This is a genomic window from Neolewinella persica DSM 23188 (assembly GCF_000373105.1).
Taxonomy (GTDB): domain Bacteria; phylum Bacteroidota; class Bacteroidia; order Chitinophagales; family Saprospiraceae; genus Neolewinella; species Neolewinella persica.
Window position 1 is genome coordinate 348021 of record NZ_KB890413.1, and the last position, 15319, is coordinate 363339.

13 protein-coding genes are annotated in these 15319 nt (G+C 52.9%); 4 read left to right on the plus strand and 9 right to left on the minus strand.

Annotated elements, in window-relative coordinates; all coding sequences use genetic code 11:
* The first annotated feature begins 12 nt into the window (after positions 1 to 12).
* Entirely contained in the window at positions 13 to 993 is a 981-nt protein-coding gene (locus B036_RS0101535; RefSeq protein WP_020566922.1) for a sugar phosphate isomerase/epimerase family protein, read from the plus strand.
* Between the two features lie 106 nt (positions 994 to 1099).
* Here B036_RS0101535 and accC read toward each other — a convergent pair whose 3' ends face one another.
* The 9 genes from accC to B036_RS0101580 form a co-directional block, all read right to left on the minus strand.
* Positions 1100 to 2455 carry an acetyl-CoA carboxylase biotin carboxylase subunit gene (gene accC / locus B036_RS0101540; RefSeq protein ID WP_020566923.1) on the minus strand — a complete coding sequence of 452 codons (1356 nt, stop codon included), beginning with the start codon at positions 2453 to 2455 and terminating at the stop codon, positions 1100 to 1102.
* Positions 2456 to 2550: 95 nt separating this feature from the next.
* Positions 2551 to 3069 carry an acetyl-CoA carboxylase biotin carboxyl carrier protein gene (accB, locus tag B036_RS0101545; RefSeq protein ID WP_020566924.1) on the minus strand — a complete coding sequence of 173 codons (519 nt, stop codon included), beginning with the start codon at positions 3067 to 3069 and terminating at the stop codon, positions 2551 to 2553.
* A gap of 3 nt (positions 3070 to 3072) precedes the next feature.
* Positions 3073 to 3642, minus strand: a complete 570-nt coding sequence (efp, locus tag B036_RS0101550) for an elongation factor P (RefSeq protein WP_020566925.1) — start codon at positions 3640 to 3642, stop codon at positions 3073 to 3075.
* A 174-nt stretch (positions 3643 to 3816) separates the two neighbouring features.
* Entirely contained in the window at positions 3817 to 4539 is a 723-nt protein-coding gene (gene radC, locus B036_RS0101555; protein WP_020566926.1) for a RadC family protein, read from the minus strand.
* A 127-nt stretch (positions 4540 to 4666) separates the two neighbouring features.
* A complete protein-coding gene (locus B036_RS27650) occupies positions 4667 to 5149 on the minus strand; it encodes a DUF6702 family protein (RefSeq protein ID WP_020566927.1) in 483 nt (160 codons plus the stop codon).
* Positions 5150 to 5524: 375 nt separating this feature from the next.
* A complete protein-coding gene (locus B036_RS0101565; RefSeq protein WP_020566928.1) occupies positions 5525 to 6859 on the minus strand; it encodes a M56 family metallopeptidase in 1335 nt (444 codons plus the stop codon).
* Positions 6856 to 7221, minus strand: coding sequence for a BlaI/MecI/CopY family transcriptional regulator (locus B036_RS0101570; RefSeq protein ID WP_020566929.1), 366 nt, complete (start codon positions 7219 to 7221; stop codon positions 6856 to 6858). The genes B036_RS0101565 and B036_RS0101570 overlap by 4 nt, the downstream gene beginning before the upstream one ends.
* 352 nt (positions 7222 to 7573) lie before the next feature.
* Positions 7574 to 10114 carry a TonB-dependent receptor gene (locus tag B036_RS0101575; protein ID WP_245557433.1) on the minus strand — a complete coding sequence of 847 codons (2541 nt, stop codon included), beginning with the start codon at positions 10112 to 10114 and terminating at the stop codon, positions 7574 to 7576.
* Positions 10115 to 10466: 352 nt separating this feature from the next.
* Entirely contained in the window at positions 10467 to 10844 is a 378-nt protein-coding gene (locus B036_RS0101580) for a hypothetical protein (RefSeq protein ID WP_020566931.1), read from the minus strand.
* A gap of 159 nt (positions 10845 to 11003) precedes the next feature.
* Here B036_RS0101580 and B036_RS0101585 point away from each other — a divergent pair, with 159 nt between their 5' ends.
* The 3 genes from B036_RS0101585 (at position 11004) to htpG (ending at position 15003) form a co-directional block, all read left to right on the plus strand.
* Positions 11004 to 11843, plus strand: a complete 840-nt coding sequence (locus B036_RS0101585) for a hypothetical protein (RefSeq protein WP_026231577.1) — start codon at positions 11004 to 11006, stop codon at positions 11841 to 11843.
* 54 nt (positions 11844 to 11897) lie between these two features.
* Positions 11898 to 12983, plus strand: a complete 1086-nt coding sequence (locus B036_RS0101590; protein ID WP_157471987.1) for a hypothetical protein — start codon at positions 11898 to 11900, stop codon at positions 12981 to 12983.
* A gap of 133 nt (positions 12984 to 13116) precedes the next feature.
* Positions 13117 to 15003: a molecular chaperone HtpG gene (gene htpG, locus B036_RS0101600; RefSeq protein ID WP_020566934.1), complete on the plus strand. Its 1887-nt coding sequence runs from the start codon at positions 13117 to 13119 to the stop codon at positions 15001 to 15003.
* Positions 15004 to 15319 lie beyond the last annotated feature (316 nt).

The following is a 15319-nucleotide window of genomic DNA, read 5'->3' on the forward strand; positions in this document are numbered from 1 at the left end:
AAACCACTCATCATGCAAAGACGTACATTCCTTCGTAAATCCACTGCTGCAGGACTTAGCCTGGGGCTACTGGGCACCACCGGGCTATTGAGCTGTGGCAGCGGCTCCAAAACAACTGCCGAAGACACTACTGAAAAAGCCGACATGGCAGAGACTGCGGTGACCCCACTTTGGTTCGACATTAGCCTGGCGCAATGGAGTCTTCACAGAACACTGCGTGCTGGAGACATGGACAATCTGGACTTCGCAAAAACGGCAAAAATGGACTTTGGCATCAGTGGTGTTGAGTACGTTAACCAGTTCTTCAAGGACAAGGCGACGAACATGGACTATCTCAAGCAGATGAACCAACGAGCGGACGACCACGGCGTTACTTCGGTATTAATCATGTGTGACGGGGAAGGCCAACTTGGAGATACGGACACCAAAGGCAGAATGAAGGCCGTGGAGAACCACCACAAATGGGTAGACGCGGCCAAATTCCTGGGTTGTCACAGCATCAGGGTCAATGCTGCCGGCAAGGGTACGGCCGAAGAAGTTGCTGCAGCAGCGACTGAAGGCCTGGGCAAGCTGAGCGAATACGCCAAAACGGTTGGCATCAACGTCATCGTAGAAAACCATGGGGGCTATAGTTCCAATGGAAAATGGCTGAGTGGTGTCATCGCCGCTACCGGTATGGACAATTGTGGCACTTTGCCGGATTTCGGCAACTTCTGCATTGAGCGTTCGCCAGACGGTTGTAAGGAAATGTACGACCGGTATCAGGGTGTGGCTGAGCTGATGCCTTTTGCCAAGGCTGTTTCCGCCAAGTCACATAATTTCGACGCGGATGGTTGGGAGACGGAAAGTGACTACAAGCGCATCCTCAAAACGGTTAAAGATGCTGGATACACTGGCTGGATTGGCGTAGAATACGAGGGTAGCGACCTGAGTGAGGCTGAGGGCATCCGTAAAACCGTCGAGTTACTCAAAATGGCGGGTGCTGCGGTGTAGAACCTCCACTCATCGGGACCAAAACCACTGAACAAGCTTAAAAATTAACCCCGGCCCTGCTGCACGCAAGACCGGGGTTAGTTTTTTCATTTCGTTCCTTTCAGACCTATTTGTCTTTTGGCAATTCCTGATGACCAAGCCAACCTGTATCAAAATTCCCGCTACGAAAATCTTCCTGTTTCATCAACCACTGGTGGAAAGGAACAGTAGTCTTTACGCCTTCGATGATGAACTCATTGAGGGCACGTTCCATTTTAGTGATCGCCTCCTCCCGCGTTGGTGCGCGTACGATCAGTTTAGCGATCATACTGTCATAGTAAGGCGGGATAGTGTAGCCTGCGTAGACGTGCGTGTCTACCCGAACGCCGTGGCCTTTAGAGCTGTGAAAGCTGGTAATTTTTCCGGGGCTTGGCCGGAAATTATTCCAGGGGTCTTCCGCATTAATCCGGCACTCAATGGCGTGGCCTTTGGGATAGTAGCTCTCGCCCGAAATTGGCTCACCGTAGGCAACCTTTATTTGTTCCTTGATCAGGTCATGGTCAATGACCTCTTCGGTAACGGGATGCTCTACCTGAATCCGGGTGTTCATTTCCATGAAGTAGAAGTTCCGGTCGGCATCCACCAGAAATTCTACGGTACCTACGCCTTCGTAGTTGATGGCTTCGCCAGCCTTAATGGCTGCCTTTCCCATAGCTTCACGGAGTTCATCGGTCATGAAGGGGCTCGGGCATTCTTCCACCAGTTTCTGGTGGCGACGCTGAATAGAACAATCACGCTCAGACAGGTGAATCACTTTACCGTACTGATCACCGAGTACTTGAATTTCGATGTGGCGCGGCTTAACGATGTACTTTTCCATGTACATGCCGTCGTTTCCGAAGGCAGCTTTGGCTTCAGCGCGCGCGCTGTCCCAGGCCCCCTGAAAATCTTCAGCTTTGGGAATCATCCGCATGCCCTTACCACCGCCGCCGGCGGTAGCTTTGATCATTACGGGATACCCCATTTCCTTAGCTTGCTTCAGGCCATCTTCCACGCTTTTCAGCAGGGCTCCGTCTCCGGGCACCACGGGCACTTTCGCCTTAATCATGGTATCCTTGGCCGTGATCTTATCCCCCATTTGGCGGATGTGTTGGGGCTGAGGGCCGATAAACTTTATACCATATTCCGTACAAATTTCGGCAAAATCAGCATTCTCAGACAGGAACCCGTAACCAGGATGTACGGCATCGGCATTGGTGATTTCAACCGCTGCCATGATCTTGGGGATGCTCAGGTAGCTGTCTGCAGAGGAGGGAGGGCCAATACAGACCGCCTCGTCGGCAAAGCGTACGTGAAGGCTTTCGCGGTCGGCCGTTGAATAAATAGCGACCGTTTTAATGCCCATTTCGCGGGCCGTCCGGATGATGCGCAGGGCAATTTCACCACGGTTGGCAATCAGGATTTTCTTGAACTTCTCGGCCATAAGATTGGCTTTGTTTCAGCCTCCACTGACCCGAAGGCCGGTGGGGTGATGATTTTTAGGATAAAACCCGACTTATTCTGAAATCAACCTTCCCTTTAGGATGGGTCAACCAGGAAAAGCGGCTGATCGTACTCGATTGGCTGTGCGTCTTCCACCAGCATCTTGACAATTTTACCACTTACTTCCGTTTCAATTTCGTTGAACAGTTTCATCGCTTCAACGATACAAACCGTATCTCCCTTGCTAATGGTGTCTCCAACCTTAACGTAGGGACCTTTTTCTGGTGACGGGGAACGGTAAAAGGTTCCGATCATCGGGGAACGAACTTCAACGTACTTAGATTCATCATTCGCAGCAGCAGGCGCGGCCGCAGGTGCCGGAGCAGCTACAGGAGCAGTGGCCGGAGCGGCAGGTGCCGGAGCCGATTGGTATGAAGGGGCGGCTGCGGGGACGCTAATGATGGAAGGACCGCTGGAATTCTGAGCGCCTACATTTTTGGTCACGTAGGACTTCCCCCTAACGTGCACTTTAACGTCTCCCTTTTCGTATTTGAATTCGGAGAGTTCCGTCTTTGCGATGAGCTTAATCAGCTCCTGAATTTCTTTAAAGGACATGGGTTATTTGCTTTTTGCGCGCTCAACATAAGAATTTGTACGGGTATCGATCTTAATTCGGTCACCAACATTTATAAAAAGTGGAACCCGGACCTCTGCACCGGTCTCAACGGTGGCAGGCTTCAGCGTGTTCGTAGCCGTGTCTCCTTTTACGCCTGGCTCGGTGTAAGTGATCTCCATTTCGATGTACTGGGGCAAGTCAATGGTCAGAGGGCTGTTGTCATCCATGTTGTAGAGTACTTCCACCATATCACCATCCCGCAGCATGCCTGGGTTCTCGATCAGGTAGTCTGCAATGGCCGCCTGTTCGTAAGATTCGTTGTTCATGAAATGGTAGCCCATATCATCTTTGTAGAGAAATTGCATTTTATGCCGTTCCACCCTTACTTCTTCGATCTTATGACCGGAAGGGAAGGTTTCCTGTAGTACCCGCCCGGTAGACAGGCTCTTGAATTTGGTCCGTACAAATGCGGGGCCTTTACCTGGTTTCACGTGTTGGAACTCGACAATGGTGAAAATGTCGTTGTTGTGTTTGAAGGTAAAGCCGTTCTTGATGTCCGAGGTAGTGGCCATTGGAAGCTGTTTTTATGGTCGTTTGTCCCCGAAAAGAGTTGCCTTTACCGGGTTCCGACTTTGTTTAGTGGCGCGAAGATAAGCGATTGTGAGGTTAGTTGGGAATCGTAGAATACCGACGCTTAAAATCTCATGGCCAATAGGAGCATTTGCGTACCGCCATGAACAATATTATTACTCTTCCGGGTATAAAGCTCCATTATCCGCAAAGCTATAATACTCCCGGTTGGCCACGATGATGTGATCCAGCACATAAAGGTCCAGGCTTCGGGCACCTTCTGCTAGTTTGCGGGTCAGTTGGATGTCTGCCAGACTGGGAAATGGCTGCCCGCTTGGGTGGTTATGGGCCAGCACCAGAGAGGTTGCACTGCCGTGGCCCAATGCTGCCCGAAAAATGGTCTTTGCGTCGGCCACTGTCCCCGTCACTCCTCCCCTGCTGATGAGGTGATGGCCCAACAATCGGTTGGCCCGGTTGAGGCAGAGCAGGTGGAACTCTTCATGTGGCAGATCTCCGATGAGGGGGCGGAGGTAGGCAAAAGACTGTTCACTATTGCCCAGGTAGGGCTTCTCTTTCACAGCGGCGGCTTCGCGCCGCCGCCCCAGCTCCAACGCTGCTACCAGCCGGATGGCCCGTACCCGGCCGATGCCCGCAAAACGACGCAGATCCGTCACTTCGCAGCGGGCCAGGTCATGAAGGTTGTGATTAACCGATAGTAAAAGCCGCCGGGCCACTTCCAATGCCGACGCGCCGGGAATACCGGAGCCCAGCAGGATGGCAACAATTTCGGCATCGGAAAGCGCACGGGCGCCCAGTGCCATCAATTTTTCTCGGGGTTGATCGCCAACGCCAAGGTCTTTGATGCGAAGGGCGGGCGGGGGGGAAGTGTAGGTCTTCATATACTCCTGATGTTTCGGAGGTATTGGTGAAGACGGATGTTTTTTGCAATCTCAAAGATAGGGGAACGGTCGTTAACCGAAGCCAGTACAATTTTTTAAAAAGTTGGAGCAGCCCCCATAAAGGCGCTCAATACCGCGCAGTAGTCTGGTCCTTACTCATCAGCAAGGTTGCCGAGCGTTCAGTTCCATTATACAACTTTACGATGTTCTTCTGGTCGGCATATGTACCGGTCAGTAGCGTGCTCTTAAGGACGACTTCCGCAGGAGGACCAGCCACATCCGCCAATTGGTAAATCCACAATCCGTGTAAGTCGTCGGCCAGTTCATAGCCGACCACCTCCAGGGGCAGGTCTAAACCGTTCCAGTTGACCGTGAAGTGCTTTTCGAGGTAGCTTAACAAGTAGCGCTCTGCGTCTTCATGCTGGCGCTTGGTGCCAATCTCCAGCGCTTCCGGTGCTCCGGAAGCCATCATATCTTTCTCCAGATCTTCGACGAAGAGGTGCATTTCAACTTGTACCTGGTTTTTATCCGCCACGTACCGGACGTTCGTTTTGGAGACGTGGTAGTCGTGGGCGGGGAGGAGGGCGAGGAGGATGGAAAGCAGGAGCATTGGGATGGTTTGTCGACCACCAACAGAGTAGGTGGTATTAGTGAGGCAAGTTTCAAAGGTAGCAACTATTGAGAACGGCCTTTCGTTGAATCTTTAAGACAAACTTAAAAGGTGTACGTCACGGGTGCTCCCGTAGAAACTGGCATTGAGAATTTTGAGGAGATGATTTTAGCGCTGTCCCCTTCTAATCGCCACCTCCGCCGTCCACCACAACATGACCCTGGTGACAAACAACACCAAACACATGTCCCGTATCAACGGCATAAAATTGGAGAACTGGACTATGATGGAAGACAATAGCTTCCTTAAATAATTTAGCCGACCCTTTCTGTGCGTAGGGCCGGCTAAATACTCAAGGGAATCTTCCTCTGATGGTTATTCCAGCTTAAATTGAATGTCGAAATTCATTGAAAACGGAACGGCTTCGCCGTTCACTTTTGCCGGCGTAAAGGGAGCTAATTCATTGATCAGGCGGTCCAGCTCATCGGCAAACGGAGCAGCCCTCGCCGCTTCTTTTTGGGCTGGCGCATCTGAATACCCAACCACCACAAGATTATTGGTTTCGTCTTCATCATCTTCGCTGGATAGGCCAATAATGTTTATGCTGAGCACTGCTCCGGTTTCGGAAAATACCACGTTCAGCCGGACAAACCCATTTTCTCCCGCAGCTCTGGCAGCTACCGGATACTTGATGTTCTGGTAAATTGACTTGATCAACGTTTCCAGCGTCGGTGCTTCGTTGACTACCTTAATTGGTTTAGGGTACTCATCCGGTACTAAAGTTAATTCAGGGCCGATATCAAGAACTTGTAAACCTGGAATTTCTTCCTGGGTGGGAGGTTGCAGGTCTTCCGTAATATCGCTGCACGCAGCGGCCAGTCCAAGCAACAGCAAGCAAAGCCCGAGCAGGGGTAAGAGACGGAGCTTCCGCCCCGAAGTTTTATTAGTAATCATCTCAATTCGTTGTTTGAGGGGTGAGGAAAATAGCCCCAATCCGCGCGTCGGGCCCAACGAGCAGTGCAGGAGCTGGAGGCCGTAGGTCCGCGCCGGCACCTGTCGGAGCACGGCCGCGTCGGCCTCGTATTCGTGGACGGTGGCGAGCAGCCGCTGGTAAACCCACGTGAGTGGGTGAAACCAGAGCAGGGTGCTGCCGAGTGTCAGTAAAAATTTGTCGTAGTGGTGGCGCGCGCGCAGGTGCGAGCTTTCGTGGAGGAGCGCCGTGTTTTCCAGGCTGGCATCGGTCATACCAGCGGGCAGAAAGACATAACCCCGAGCCGCAAACGGGCTTCGGATGCCCGGATGGCGGATCACCGGATAGCCACTGAAAGTGCTTCGCTGGCCGGTTCGCATATATTGCTCCGTCAACCAGCCATGCACCAGCGGCCGCGCCCCGAAAATGAGCACCCCGAAAAGGTACAGCCAGGGCAAGAAATCCGTGAAGCTCAAAGTAGATTCCGCCACAATTTCCACCGTCATTGCCGCTGCCGCCGGCCCGGCAAAGGAAATGGTCGGCAAGTTCGCCACCGGCAAACTCACCTCCCCCTCGAGGCCGGGCAACAGCGGCACCAGCAAGCCGAACAGCCACCCACCCAGCAGAAAAAACCGCTGAAAGCGGAAGCTCGCCTTGCGGCCGGCCACGAAATAGTACGCCAGCAATGCCAGCCAGATGACGGTGGCGCGGAGGAGGTATTCGAGGATTTCGGGGGTCATTCCTCTTCCAGTTTACGGACGAGCGCATTGAGCTCCTCCAGGCTTAAATTTTCGTGCTCTACCAGTTGGCTGACCGCCAGCGACGGCGAGCCGCCAAAGAAATTCTTGATCAGCTGCCCCAGCGATTGCCGCCCGTAGGCCTCGCGGCTCACCGCCGCTTTGTACACGAAAGTCCGGCCGTATTTCTTGGCCGTCACGAAGCCCCGCTCCAGCAAGGCCAGGGCCAGGGTGCTGACGGTACTGTGTGCCGGCTTGCTGCCGTCGCGCTGCTCAATGGCCTCCCGCAAGTCGCCGACGGTGCATTCTCCCAGCTCCCAGACAAGGTGCATAATATCTTCTTGTGCCTTAGTTAACTTTTGCATAATTCGTTATATAACGTAAAGATACGTTATAAATTATTTAACTGCACATTTTTCTTACTATCAACCATCAAATACAATTCCATTTACTGTTACAAGCCCCTTTTATGCCCCTTCCAATTTACATCCGGCTAAGACCGTTCCCGGCCTTAATCAAAGCAGGAGGCCTTTAAGACGACGCAAAGCGTCGCCGCCAATCATTGAGGGCATTAGTTTACTGCAACTTCTTAGCTGATGCACCAAAAGGTTTCAATCTTTGGGTAAAGAACCTATTTAGGGTCAAAGCCCATCCTTAGTGCTCCCTTAATGCCCTTACCTTCCTTAATGGTAAAAAATACCGCGAAGCGGTTCTACCCTAAAAATCCATTTTCAACCGAAGGTTAATCCGCCGCCCAGTCAGCCGGTTAGGCACCGCATATTGCTGGTTCCCGATCGTCTTGATCCAGGTATTACCCGCCTGGTTGGCCACCTGCATGAGGTTGAATACTTCGAGGCTCAGGAAGGTCTGGCGCGTGAACTTCAGGAAGTGGGTGTCCCGCTTCTTCGACTTCTCCCGGTCGTAGAGCCGGAAGCTGAAGCCGATGTCGATCCGGTGGTAAGTATCAAACCGCAGGGTGTTGCGGTCAATGATGTTGTTGCCCTGGATGCCGAAGGGCAGCCCGCCGCCAACCGTCAGGTTGACGTGGGTGCGGAAGGCATCATTATTGCGCAGGTAATCCTGAAAAAACAGGCTGAGTTGAAACAGTTGATCCGTGGGCCGCGGTACATAGTCTACGTTTTCCCGAATGGCTTCGCCCGTTTCCGGGTCCCGGCCGGTTACGGTGGCGTGCTGCACGTCGGTCAGCGATTCGCGGGCCTGCAGCAGGCTTAGGTTTACCCAGGATTCGGCACCAGGGACGAATTCCCCGTTCAGCCGCAGGTCCAGCCCAGCCACGTAGCCCGTGGCGTCGTTCAGGCCGGAGTACCGGATCCGGACGTTTTCGATCTCGTAGCTCACCAGGTCCCAAAGGCTTTTGTAGTATGCCTCGGCAATGAAGCGGAATTTCTTGGGATTTCGTTTTCCGTAGTAAAAATCTGACGTGATACCCCCAACGATGTGGGCGGACTTCTGGCTCAGCAGGTCCGTATTTACCTCGCCGTCGGGGCCACGCATTTCCCGGTAAAAGGGAGGTTGGGCGTAGAGGCCACCGGCCAGTTTGTAGCTGATGTCGGCCGTGCCACCCAGCGGCTTGTAGAGCAATTGGGCGCGGGGGCTGATGACAAACTCCTTGTTCAGGTCCCAGTACGTTCCACGGACGCCGGCACTGAAACGGATGTCGGCCACGTCCTCTTTCCGCCAGGTCCAGGTATCCTGGAGGAAGCCACTGAAGCGAGTGCTTTGAAGTTCATTTTCGGTTTTCAACACGGAGAACAGTTCCACGGCATCTTGCGTCCGATCAAAGGGCAGGCTGTAGCCGGCAGAATCCAGCCGCTCCCATTCGTTGATGAAATCGTCTACGACTTCATGCTGGGCCTTCAGGCTCCATTGCAGGAAGTGGGCCTTGCTGACCTCGGCGGTTCGTTTGCTTACTTCCAGGCCGCCGCGCAGTTCAGCGTTGTAAACCTGAATGTCGAGAAAGTTCCGGACAAATTGCTGCTGCGTACCAGCACCAAGTTCGTTCAGGACCTGGCCGAAGGTGCTTGACCCAAGGTCGGTATCCAGCTGCCCGAGGCTATAGTCTCCGGAAATAGAAATGCCTTCATTTTCGTCCGACCGGAAAGCGGAGGTGAGCAGTTTAAGAAAGAAGGGATTCGACTTCTTTTCCGGGATGTAGGTAAGAGAAAGCCCACCCATCTGGGTCAAAAAGTCATCCCGCTCACCACCGTCGAAGCGGGTAAAGAGCTGAAGGGTTTCGAAGAAGCCGCCGAAGGCCGTACTTCTTTCCACCGGGGTGAAATTGTAGATACTCCGGTTGTAGTCAGCGATCAGCCCCAGCTGGAGTTCGGGGTTAAAATCGTAGGTAAGGTAGGTTTGTATGTCTACAAAATTTGGCGTGTACTCTCCGTTGGTTTCCAGGGTTCCCAGCAGGTACTGCGTTGTTTTGTAGCGCGCGCCGAAGAGGTAGCGAAATTTCTTTAAGCCTGCATCATTCACCTTCGAACTTCCTTCCAGGTAAGCGGAACCGCCAAGGAAGCTGGCCTGCATACCGGCACGGAGACTGTCTGGCCGTTTGTACTTGATGTCGAGTACTGAGCTCAGCTTGTCACCGTATTGCGCCTCGAAACCGCCGGAGCTGAAGCTGAGGCTTCGCGTCAGGTCCATGTTGGCAAAGGTCAGGCCTTCTTGCTGGCCCGCACGGATGAGCTGCGGGCGGTAAATTTCAAAGCCATTGACGTACACCAGGTTCTCATCGTAGTTGCCGCCGCGCACGTTGTATTGGCTGGTCAGTTCGCCGCCGGCGCCGGAGCTGACACCAAGGGCCAGGTGGGGCAGGATGCTTTCAAGGTTGCCCGTTGTGGAGGGCAGCAGGCGCAGTGCTTCGGGTGTTTCCCGGATCATACCGCCTTCTTCGATCTTACTTTCCCGGACGACCACCTCAAGCGTGCTCTCTGCGGGCACCAGCGCCACGTCAATTTGCTTGGTGCTTGCCTCGGGCAGCACCCCAACGTTCACTTCTGTTTCCCGGTAACCGAGTCGGCTGAACACCAGAACGAAGGCCTCCCCCGCCGGAACGTTGATGAGGTAGCGGCCCGTAGTGCCGCTTTCCACGGCGGTGGTACTGCCTTTTACGTAGACGGTGGCGAAGTCAACGGGTGCCTCATTGACCAGGTCCGTGATCTTACCGGTGATGGAGGCGGTGGTAACCTGCGCGGAAAGGAAGGGAGAAAAGGCCAGAAGGAGTAATGAGAGTAGCAAACGCAGGGACAATAGGTTACCAGGGCTGAACTCTTTCCTCCCCTCCTCCTTTTTTCCCTTTTCAGAAGGGGCGGGGCCGCAGGTCCAAGGAAAAGATAATAAGGCAAATAAGGTAGATCGTTGTTGCATAAGTCGCGTCATCTGGCGAGGGCACTCCAGTGCCCGAAATTGCCGGCATAAAACGGGCACTGGAGTGCCCTCACCGGGAGGGAACGGCAAAGGTAGCTTGTTCGTGCTTGTTCCCTAGCATTTATGCCGGAGTTCTAAGGCCAGAACCGGCTGACGAACTTTTGGTCCGACTTCGTCAGGTCCAAAAGGATTCGGCAGACGGCCATCCTAAACTTAGCGGTTCTCACCCCCTAAAAGGGAGCAACCACCACACATAAATAATACTGGTACACAGCAGGCTAATGATCACCCCAAGGTTAAACGTGATTGAAGCCATCCCCGGAAGGCCAAAATCATTTTTCAGGTAATACTTCAGCAACAGGGGGAAGAGGTAGCCCAGACAATAGAACACATTGGCAGAAAGCACATAGACCAGGCTCCAGAAAATGGTTCCCGGCCAACCGTAATTCCTGGCCATGGGAAAGAGTTGCCACAGCATCAGCCCGATCATACCCACCAAAAACAGGTTATAGTAGGGGCGGCGGGCCTCCCACCAGGCCAGGTCCGCTGCCTCGACCGTAAAGGGAGTACGGGGAATGAGGTGTTCGTCGAGATTATTCATGGTTTCTGCTTAATAATGGACACAGATGCTAACGCTTTCAGATTTTCTTCATTGCTCTATAGTGGATCACGATAAAATCAAGCGCGACAAATACACCACGCCTTAGCTTATTTTTAAAGCTAAGATATTTGACCTAACTTTACCAACAAATAAATGCGCATGAAACCGATGAGAATTCTTTTAGGGCTGGCAGCTGTCGTTGCGCTCTTTGTTATTCGAAACGTCCGTAACCAATCCATACAGCAGCGGTCGGCGGATTTGGAAGAGCGCCTCAAGGACAAACAGGGTTTTGAAGACCAAAGTGTGCGCCTCAATTATCACCTAAGGGGAACTTACTCAGGCGTACAGGCTCCGGGAAATAAAACCGTTATGCTGTTTCTGAATGGAGACGGAGGAGGTGTCCGGGAAATATACTTTAACGATTTCACCTGCACGCTGAGGCAGACTTTTAGTTACAGGATCATACCATCAGGGCAACATAGTGGCAATGGAAGTATACGCATTCAGCCCAACGTCCCCTTTGGCCCTCCCCCAGCCTGCAGCGGTGAAACGTATAACCAACTGATGGCTTCGTTGAAAGACTCAGGTGCCAACCAGTATCCGGCAAACGTAAAAGGAATTGAGGGATTTGTCTACGTAGGGCCGGAATTACCGGAGCGGGAAGTAAAAAAAGTGACCAACACGGTTACCGCACAAGACATGCGCTACCTGGACCAGGTCCGTAAGTCCTTTACCCTAATCGACGAGCATACCAAGGACTTCAAATTTTCCGCTGGCCCCAATGGCGCCATCTATCTTCACAATTGGGGGGCTCGCGATTTGCTTGGCCATTTTAATGATTCCGGCGTGCTTATTCCCGAGGTGATGGAACCTCCGACCAACCAAGTCGTCGTTTCCGGAACCCTCCAGCCATCACTATTGGGCGTTTCTGCTGCAAAAAGGGTAGAAATCACGTACTACCCTGGTCGTTCCAACAAGGTAGGTATTAGAATACGGTAGGTTGGAGGCTAACGCGCGCCAGCATGAATGCCGGGTAACCAATACCTTTACGCCATGCACTCCCCACAGCCTGGTCGTCGGAATTTACTTTGCATCCTGGATTGGGGACTGGGCCACGCTTCCCGCAGTCTGGCCATGGCGGAGGCCCTGGAGGCAGCTGGCGAAACAACTTACTTTGCCTCCTGCGGCCGCGCCAAAAAATTCCTGGAAGCCGAACGCCCCGGCCTCAAAGTCTACGAACTCCCGGCCTATGACGTTACGTACCCGACCCGCTTCATGCCCCTCAACGTAGCCCTGCAACTCCCACGCTGGCTGCAAACGATCTGGCGCGAACGCAGGTGCATGGAGAAGTTGATTAAGGAGCTAAGCATCGACCGGATCATCTCCGACAACCGCTTTGGCTGCTACGACCCGGAAGTTCCTTCTGTCTTCCTCACCCACCAGCTTCATCCAATTACGCACAACGCATTGGTTTCCTTCATCTATCGTCACTACCTGCAACGATTCGATGAATTTTGGGTACCGGATTATGCCGTTGCGGGGCAGCGGATCAGCGGCAAATTATCGGACCCTAAAGGCTATGAAGCGGTTCATTTCATTGGGCCGCTCAGTCGACTCATTACACCCGATCAACGAAAACGAGGGGGTCCGGCCACCCAACGAAAACGAGGGGGTCCGGGCGATCCTGCGGATCAGCCGTCACCCCTCGCTACACAAGACGTCCCTCCGGGACTGCAATTCCTGGCCCTACTCTCTGGCCCGGAACCGATGCGGACGCAGCTGGAGAACATCGTCCTGAGTCAATTAAAAGACATTCCCGGCCCCCACGTGCTCGTTCGGGGGCTTCCTGGTGGCGCCCCTCCCCTTTCAGGCCCACTACCGGATGATCTTACGGTGCATGATTTTGCGGATGCTGCCCTGCTTACCCGCCTCCTACCCGCCGCCCGGCACATCATCTGCCGCTCCGGCTACAGCACGCTGATGGACGTTTATGCCATCACGCAGGGTGAAAAATTGATCCTTATTCCGACCCCGGGGCAAACGGAACAGGTGTACCTCGCTAAGCGTGAAGCAAACCGAATTGGCAGCAAGGCAGTGTTGAAGCAAGACAAGTTGAACCTAAGGGCGCTCCTGGATTAGTCAGCTCCCGTCAAAAAGTCAGGAAAATATGACTGGAACAGGTTTTGCGCTTGATTCAACCGGCGACTCCGATGATCATCGGGGTTACCGTCCATTTATAATCAACAATTAGCAACTAACAACCACCCTTGTTATGCAGAAAGGCAATATATCGGTACAAACCGAGAACATCTTCCCCATTATTAAAAAGTTCCTTTATTCCGATCAGGAAATTTTTCTCCGGGAACTCGTCTCAAACGCTGTCGACGCCACCAGCAAACTCCAGACCCTGAACCGCAAAGGTGAAGTCAAAGGAAAGATCGGTGAAACGACCATCGACATCATGATCGATGCAGAAGCTAAAACCCTGACCATTCGCGACCGGGGTATCGGTATGACGAAGGAGGAAGTCGAAAAATACCTCAATCAGGTAGCGCTTTCTTCCGCCCAGGACTTTGTGGACAAGTACAAAGACGACGCCAGCATCATCGGCCACTTCGGCCTTGGTTTCTATTCTGCCTTTATGGTTGCCGACAAAGTGGAGGTCGTTACCCAAAGCTGGCAGAAAGGCGCGAAGTCTGTCCGCTGGATTTGTGAAGGTGACCCCAGCTACGAAATTGGTGAAGGTGACCGGGATTTCCGGGGTACCGACATCATCCTGCACATCAGCGAAGACAGTGAACAGTACCTCGAAGAAGGAGAGATCGAAGGCCTGCTGAATAAGTACGCCCGTTTCCTCCCCGTCCCCATCCGCTTCGGCACCAAAACGGAGACGACTTACGAAGACTCCGACGTAGCCGTCATCGAAGGCGAAGAGAAGCCGGAGCCCGTCAAAGTGGAAACGGAGGTTGATAATATCATCAACAATACCGATCCGCTGTGGAAGAAAAACCCTGCGGACCTGACCGACGAGGATTACAAAAACTTCTATCGCGAACTGTACCCGATGGGCCAGCCACCGATGTTCTGGATTCACCTCAACATCGACTTCCCCTTCAACCTCACCGGTATCCTCTATTTCCCGAAAGTATCGGGCGGACTGGAGCTACAACGGAATAAGATCCAGTTGTACAGCAATCAGGTATACGTTACCGACGACGTGAAGGAGATCGTACCCGAATTCCTCACCCTGCTGCATGGCGTGATCGACAGCCCGGATATTCCGCTGAACGTTTCCCGCTCCTACCTGCAGGCAGATACCAACGTGAAGAAGATCACCGGTTACATCACCAAAAAGGTAGCCGAAAAACTGAACAGCTTATATAAGGATGATCGGGAAGACTACGAAAGCAAGTGGGCTGATCTCGGCGTTTTTGTGAAGTATGGCATGATCTCCGAAGAGAAGTTCTACGACCGGGGCGTCAAGTTCGTTTTACTTGAGAACAACGAGGGGAAGAAATTCACGCTGGAGGAATACAAAGAACGAATCAAGGAAAACCAGACCGACAAGCACGATAAGCTGGTAGCGATCTACACTGCCGACGAAAACAAACAGCACACCCTCGTGGCTGGTGCCATCGAGCGCGGCTACGACGTACTTAAGTTGGAGCACGCCATCGATGCGCCCTTCATCCAGAGCCTGGAGCAAAAAGAAGGGATGACCTTCGTCCGCGTCGACTCCGCTACGCCGGACCAACTTGTCCAGAAAGACGAGGAGAAAGAAAATCTCCTGAGCGAAGACGATCAGGCAACGGTCAAGACCCTGTTTACCGACATCGTCGGCCAGGCCGGTTCCGTAGAGCTGAAGCCACTTGATACTACCGATGCTCCGGTCCAGATCGTCCGCCCCGAATTTATGCGCCGCATGAAGGAGATGCAGATGCTCCAGGGCATGGATACCAGCATGTTTCCCGACATGTACAACGTCGTCATCAACGCCAACAACCCCGTAGTGAAGGAGCAGATCCTGGGCAAGGAGGATGAAGGCGAGCGTACCGAAAACGCCACCCACCTTTATCAGTTGGCGCTGCTGAGTCAGCAGTTGCTGACGGGTGCGGACCTGAAGGCGTTTGTGGACCGTTCGGTGAAGATGATGGGGTAATTCATTCCTTCATTGCTGAAGTAACGTCAATTACTTGCTTAGTAAACATGAGTCATCCCGAATTTTGAGCCCACATTAAAGTGAGGCAAATCGAGATGGCCATTCTAAGTCTGTAGAGCGGTATCGAGGCATCTCGGTACCGCTTTCCAGTTCTATGACAGTAATTTCTTAAAAAAAGAGGAACCCAGCCTTTCCAGTTGCGCAATATCTGGAGCATGAAGTCATAGACCAAGGTGACGATACTCATCAGCTTCATGCGGTTGTCCCAAAACCATAGCCTTGGCGACTCCAAACCCAGCTCTGACTTGAGAAAACG

Coding starts and splice junctions, on each gene's coding strand:
- B036_RS0101535 (WP_020566922.1), top strand. CDS start 13: ATGCAAAGACGTACATTCCTTCGTAAATCCACTGCTGCAGGACTTAGC.
- accC (WP_020566923.1), bottom strand. CDS start 2,455: ATGGCCGAGAAGTTCAAGAAAATCCTGATTGCCAACCGTGGTGAAATT.
- accB (WP_020566924.1), bottom strand. CDS start 3,069: ATGTCCTTTAAAGAAATTCAGGAGCTGATTAAGCTCATCGCAAAGACG.
- efp (WP_020566925.1), bottom strand. CDS start 3,642: ATGGCCACTACCTCGGACATCAAGAACGGCTTTACCTTCAAACACAAC.
- radC (WP_020566926.1), bottom strand. CDS start 4,539: ATGAAGACCTACACTTCCCCCCCGCCCGCCCTTCGCATCAAAGACCTT.
- B036_RS27650 (WP_020566927.1), bottom strand. CDS start 5,149: ATGCTCCTGCTTTCCATCCTCCTCGCCCTCCTCCCCGCCCACGACTAC.
- B036_RS0101565 (WP_020566928.1), bottom strand. CDS start 6,859: ATGACCCCCGAAATCCTCGAATACCTCCTCCGCGCCACCGTCATCTGG.
- B036_RS0101570 (WP_020566929.1), bottom strand. CDS start 7,221: ATGCAAAAGTTAACTAAGGCACAAGAAGATATTATGCACCTTGTCTGG.
- B036_RS0101580 (WP_020566931.1), bottom strand. CDS start 10,844: ATGAATAATCTCGACGAACACCTCATTCCCCGTACTCCCTTTACGGTC.
- B036_RS0101585 (WP_026231577.1), top strand. CDS start 11,004: ATGAAACCGATGAGAATTCTTTTAGGGCTGGCAGCTGTCGTTGCGCTC.
- B036_RS0101590 (WP_157471987.1), top strand. CDS start 11,898: ATGCACTCCCCACAGCCTGGTCGTCGGAATTTACTTTGCATCCTGGAT.
- htpG (WP_020566934.1), top strand. CDS start 13,117: ATGCAGAAAGGCAATATATCGGTACAAACCGAGAACATCTTCCCCATT.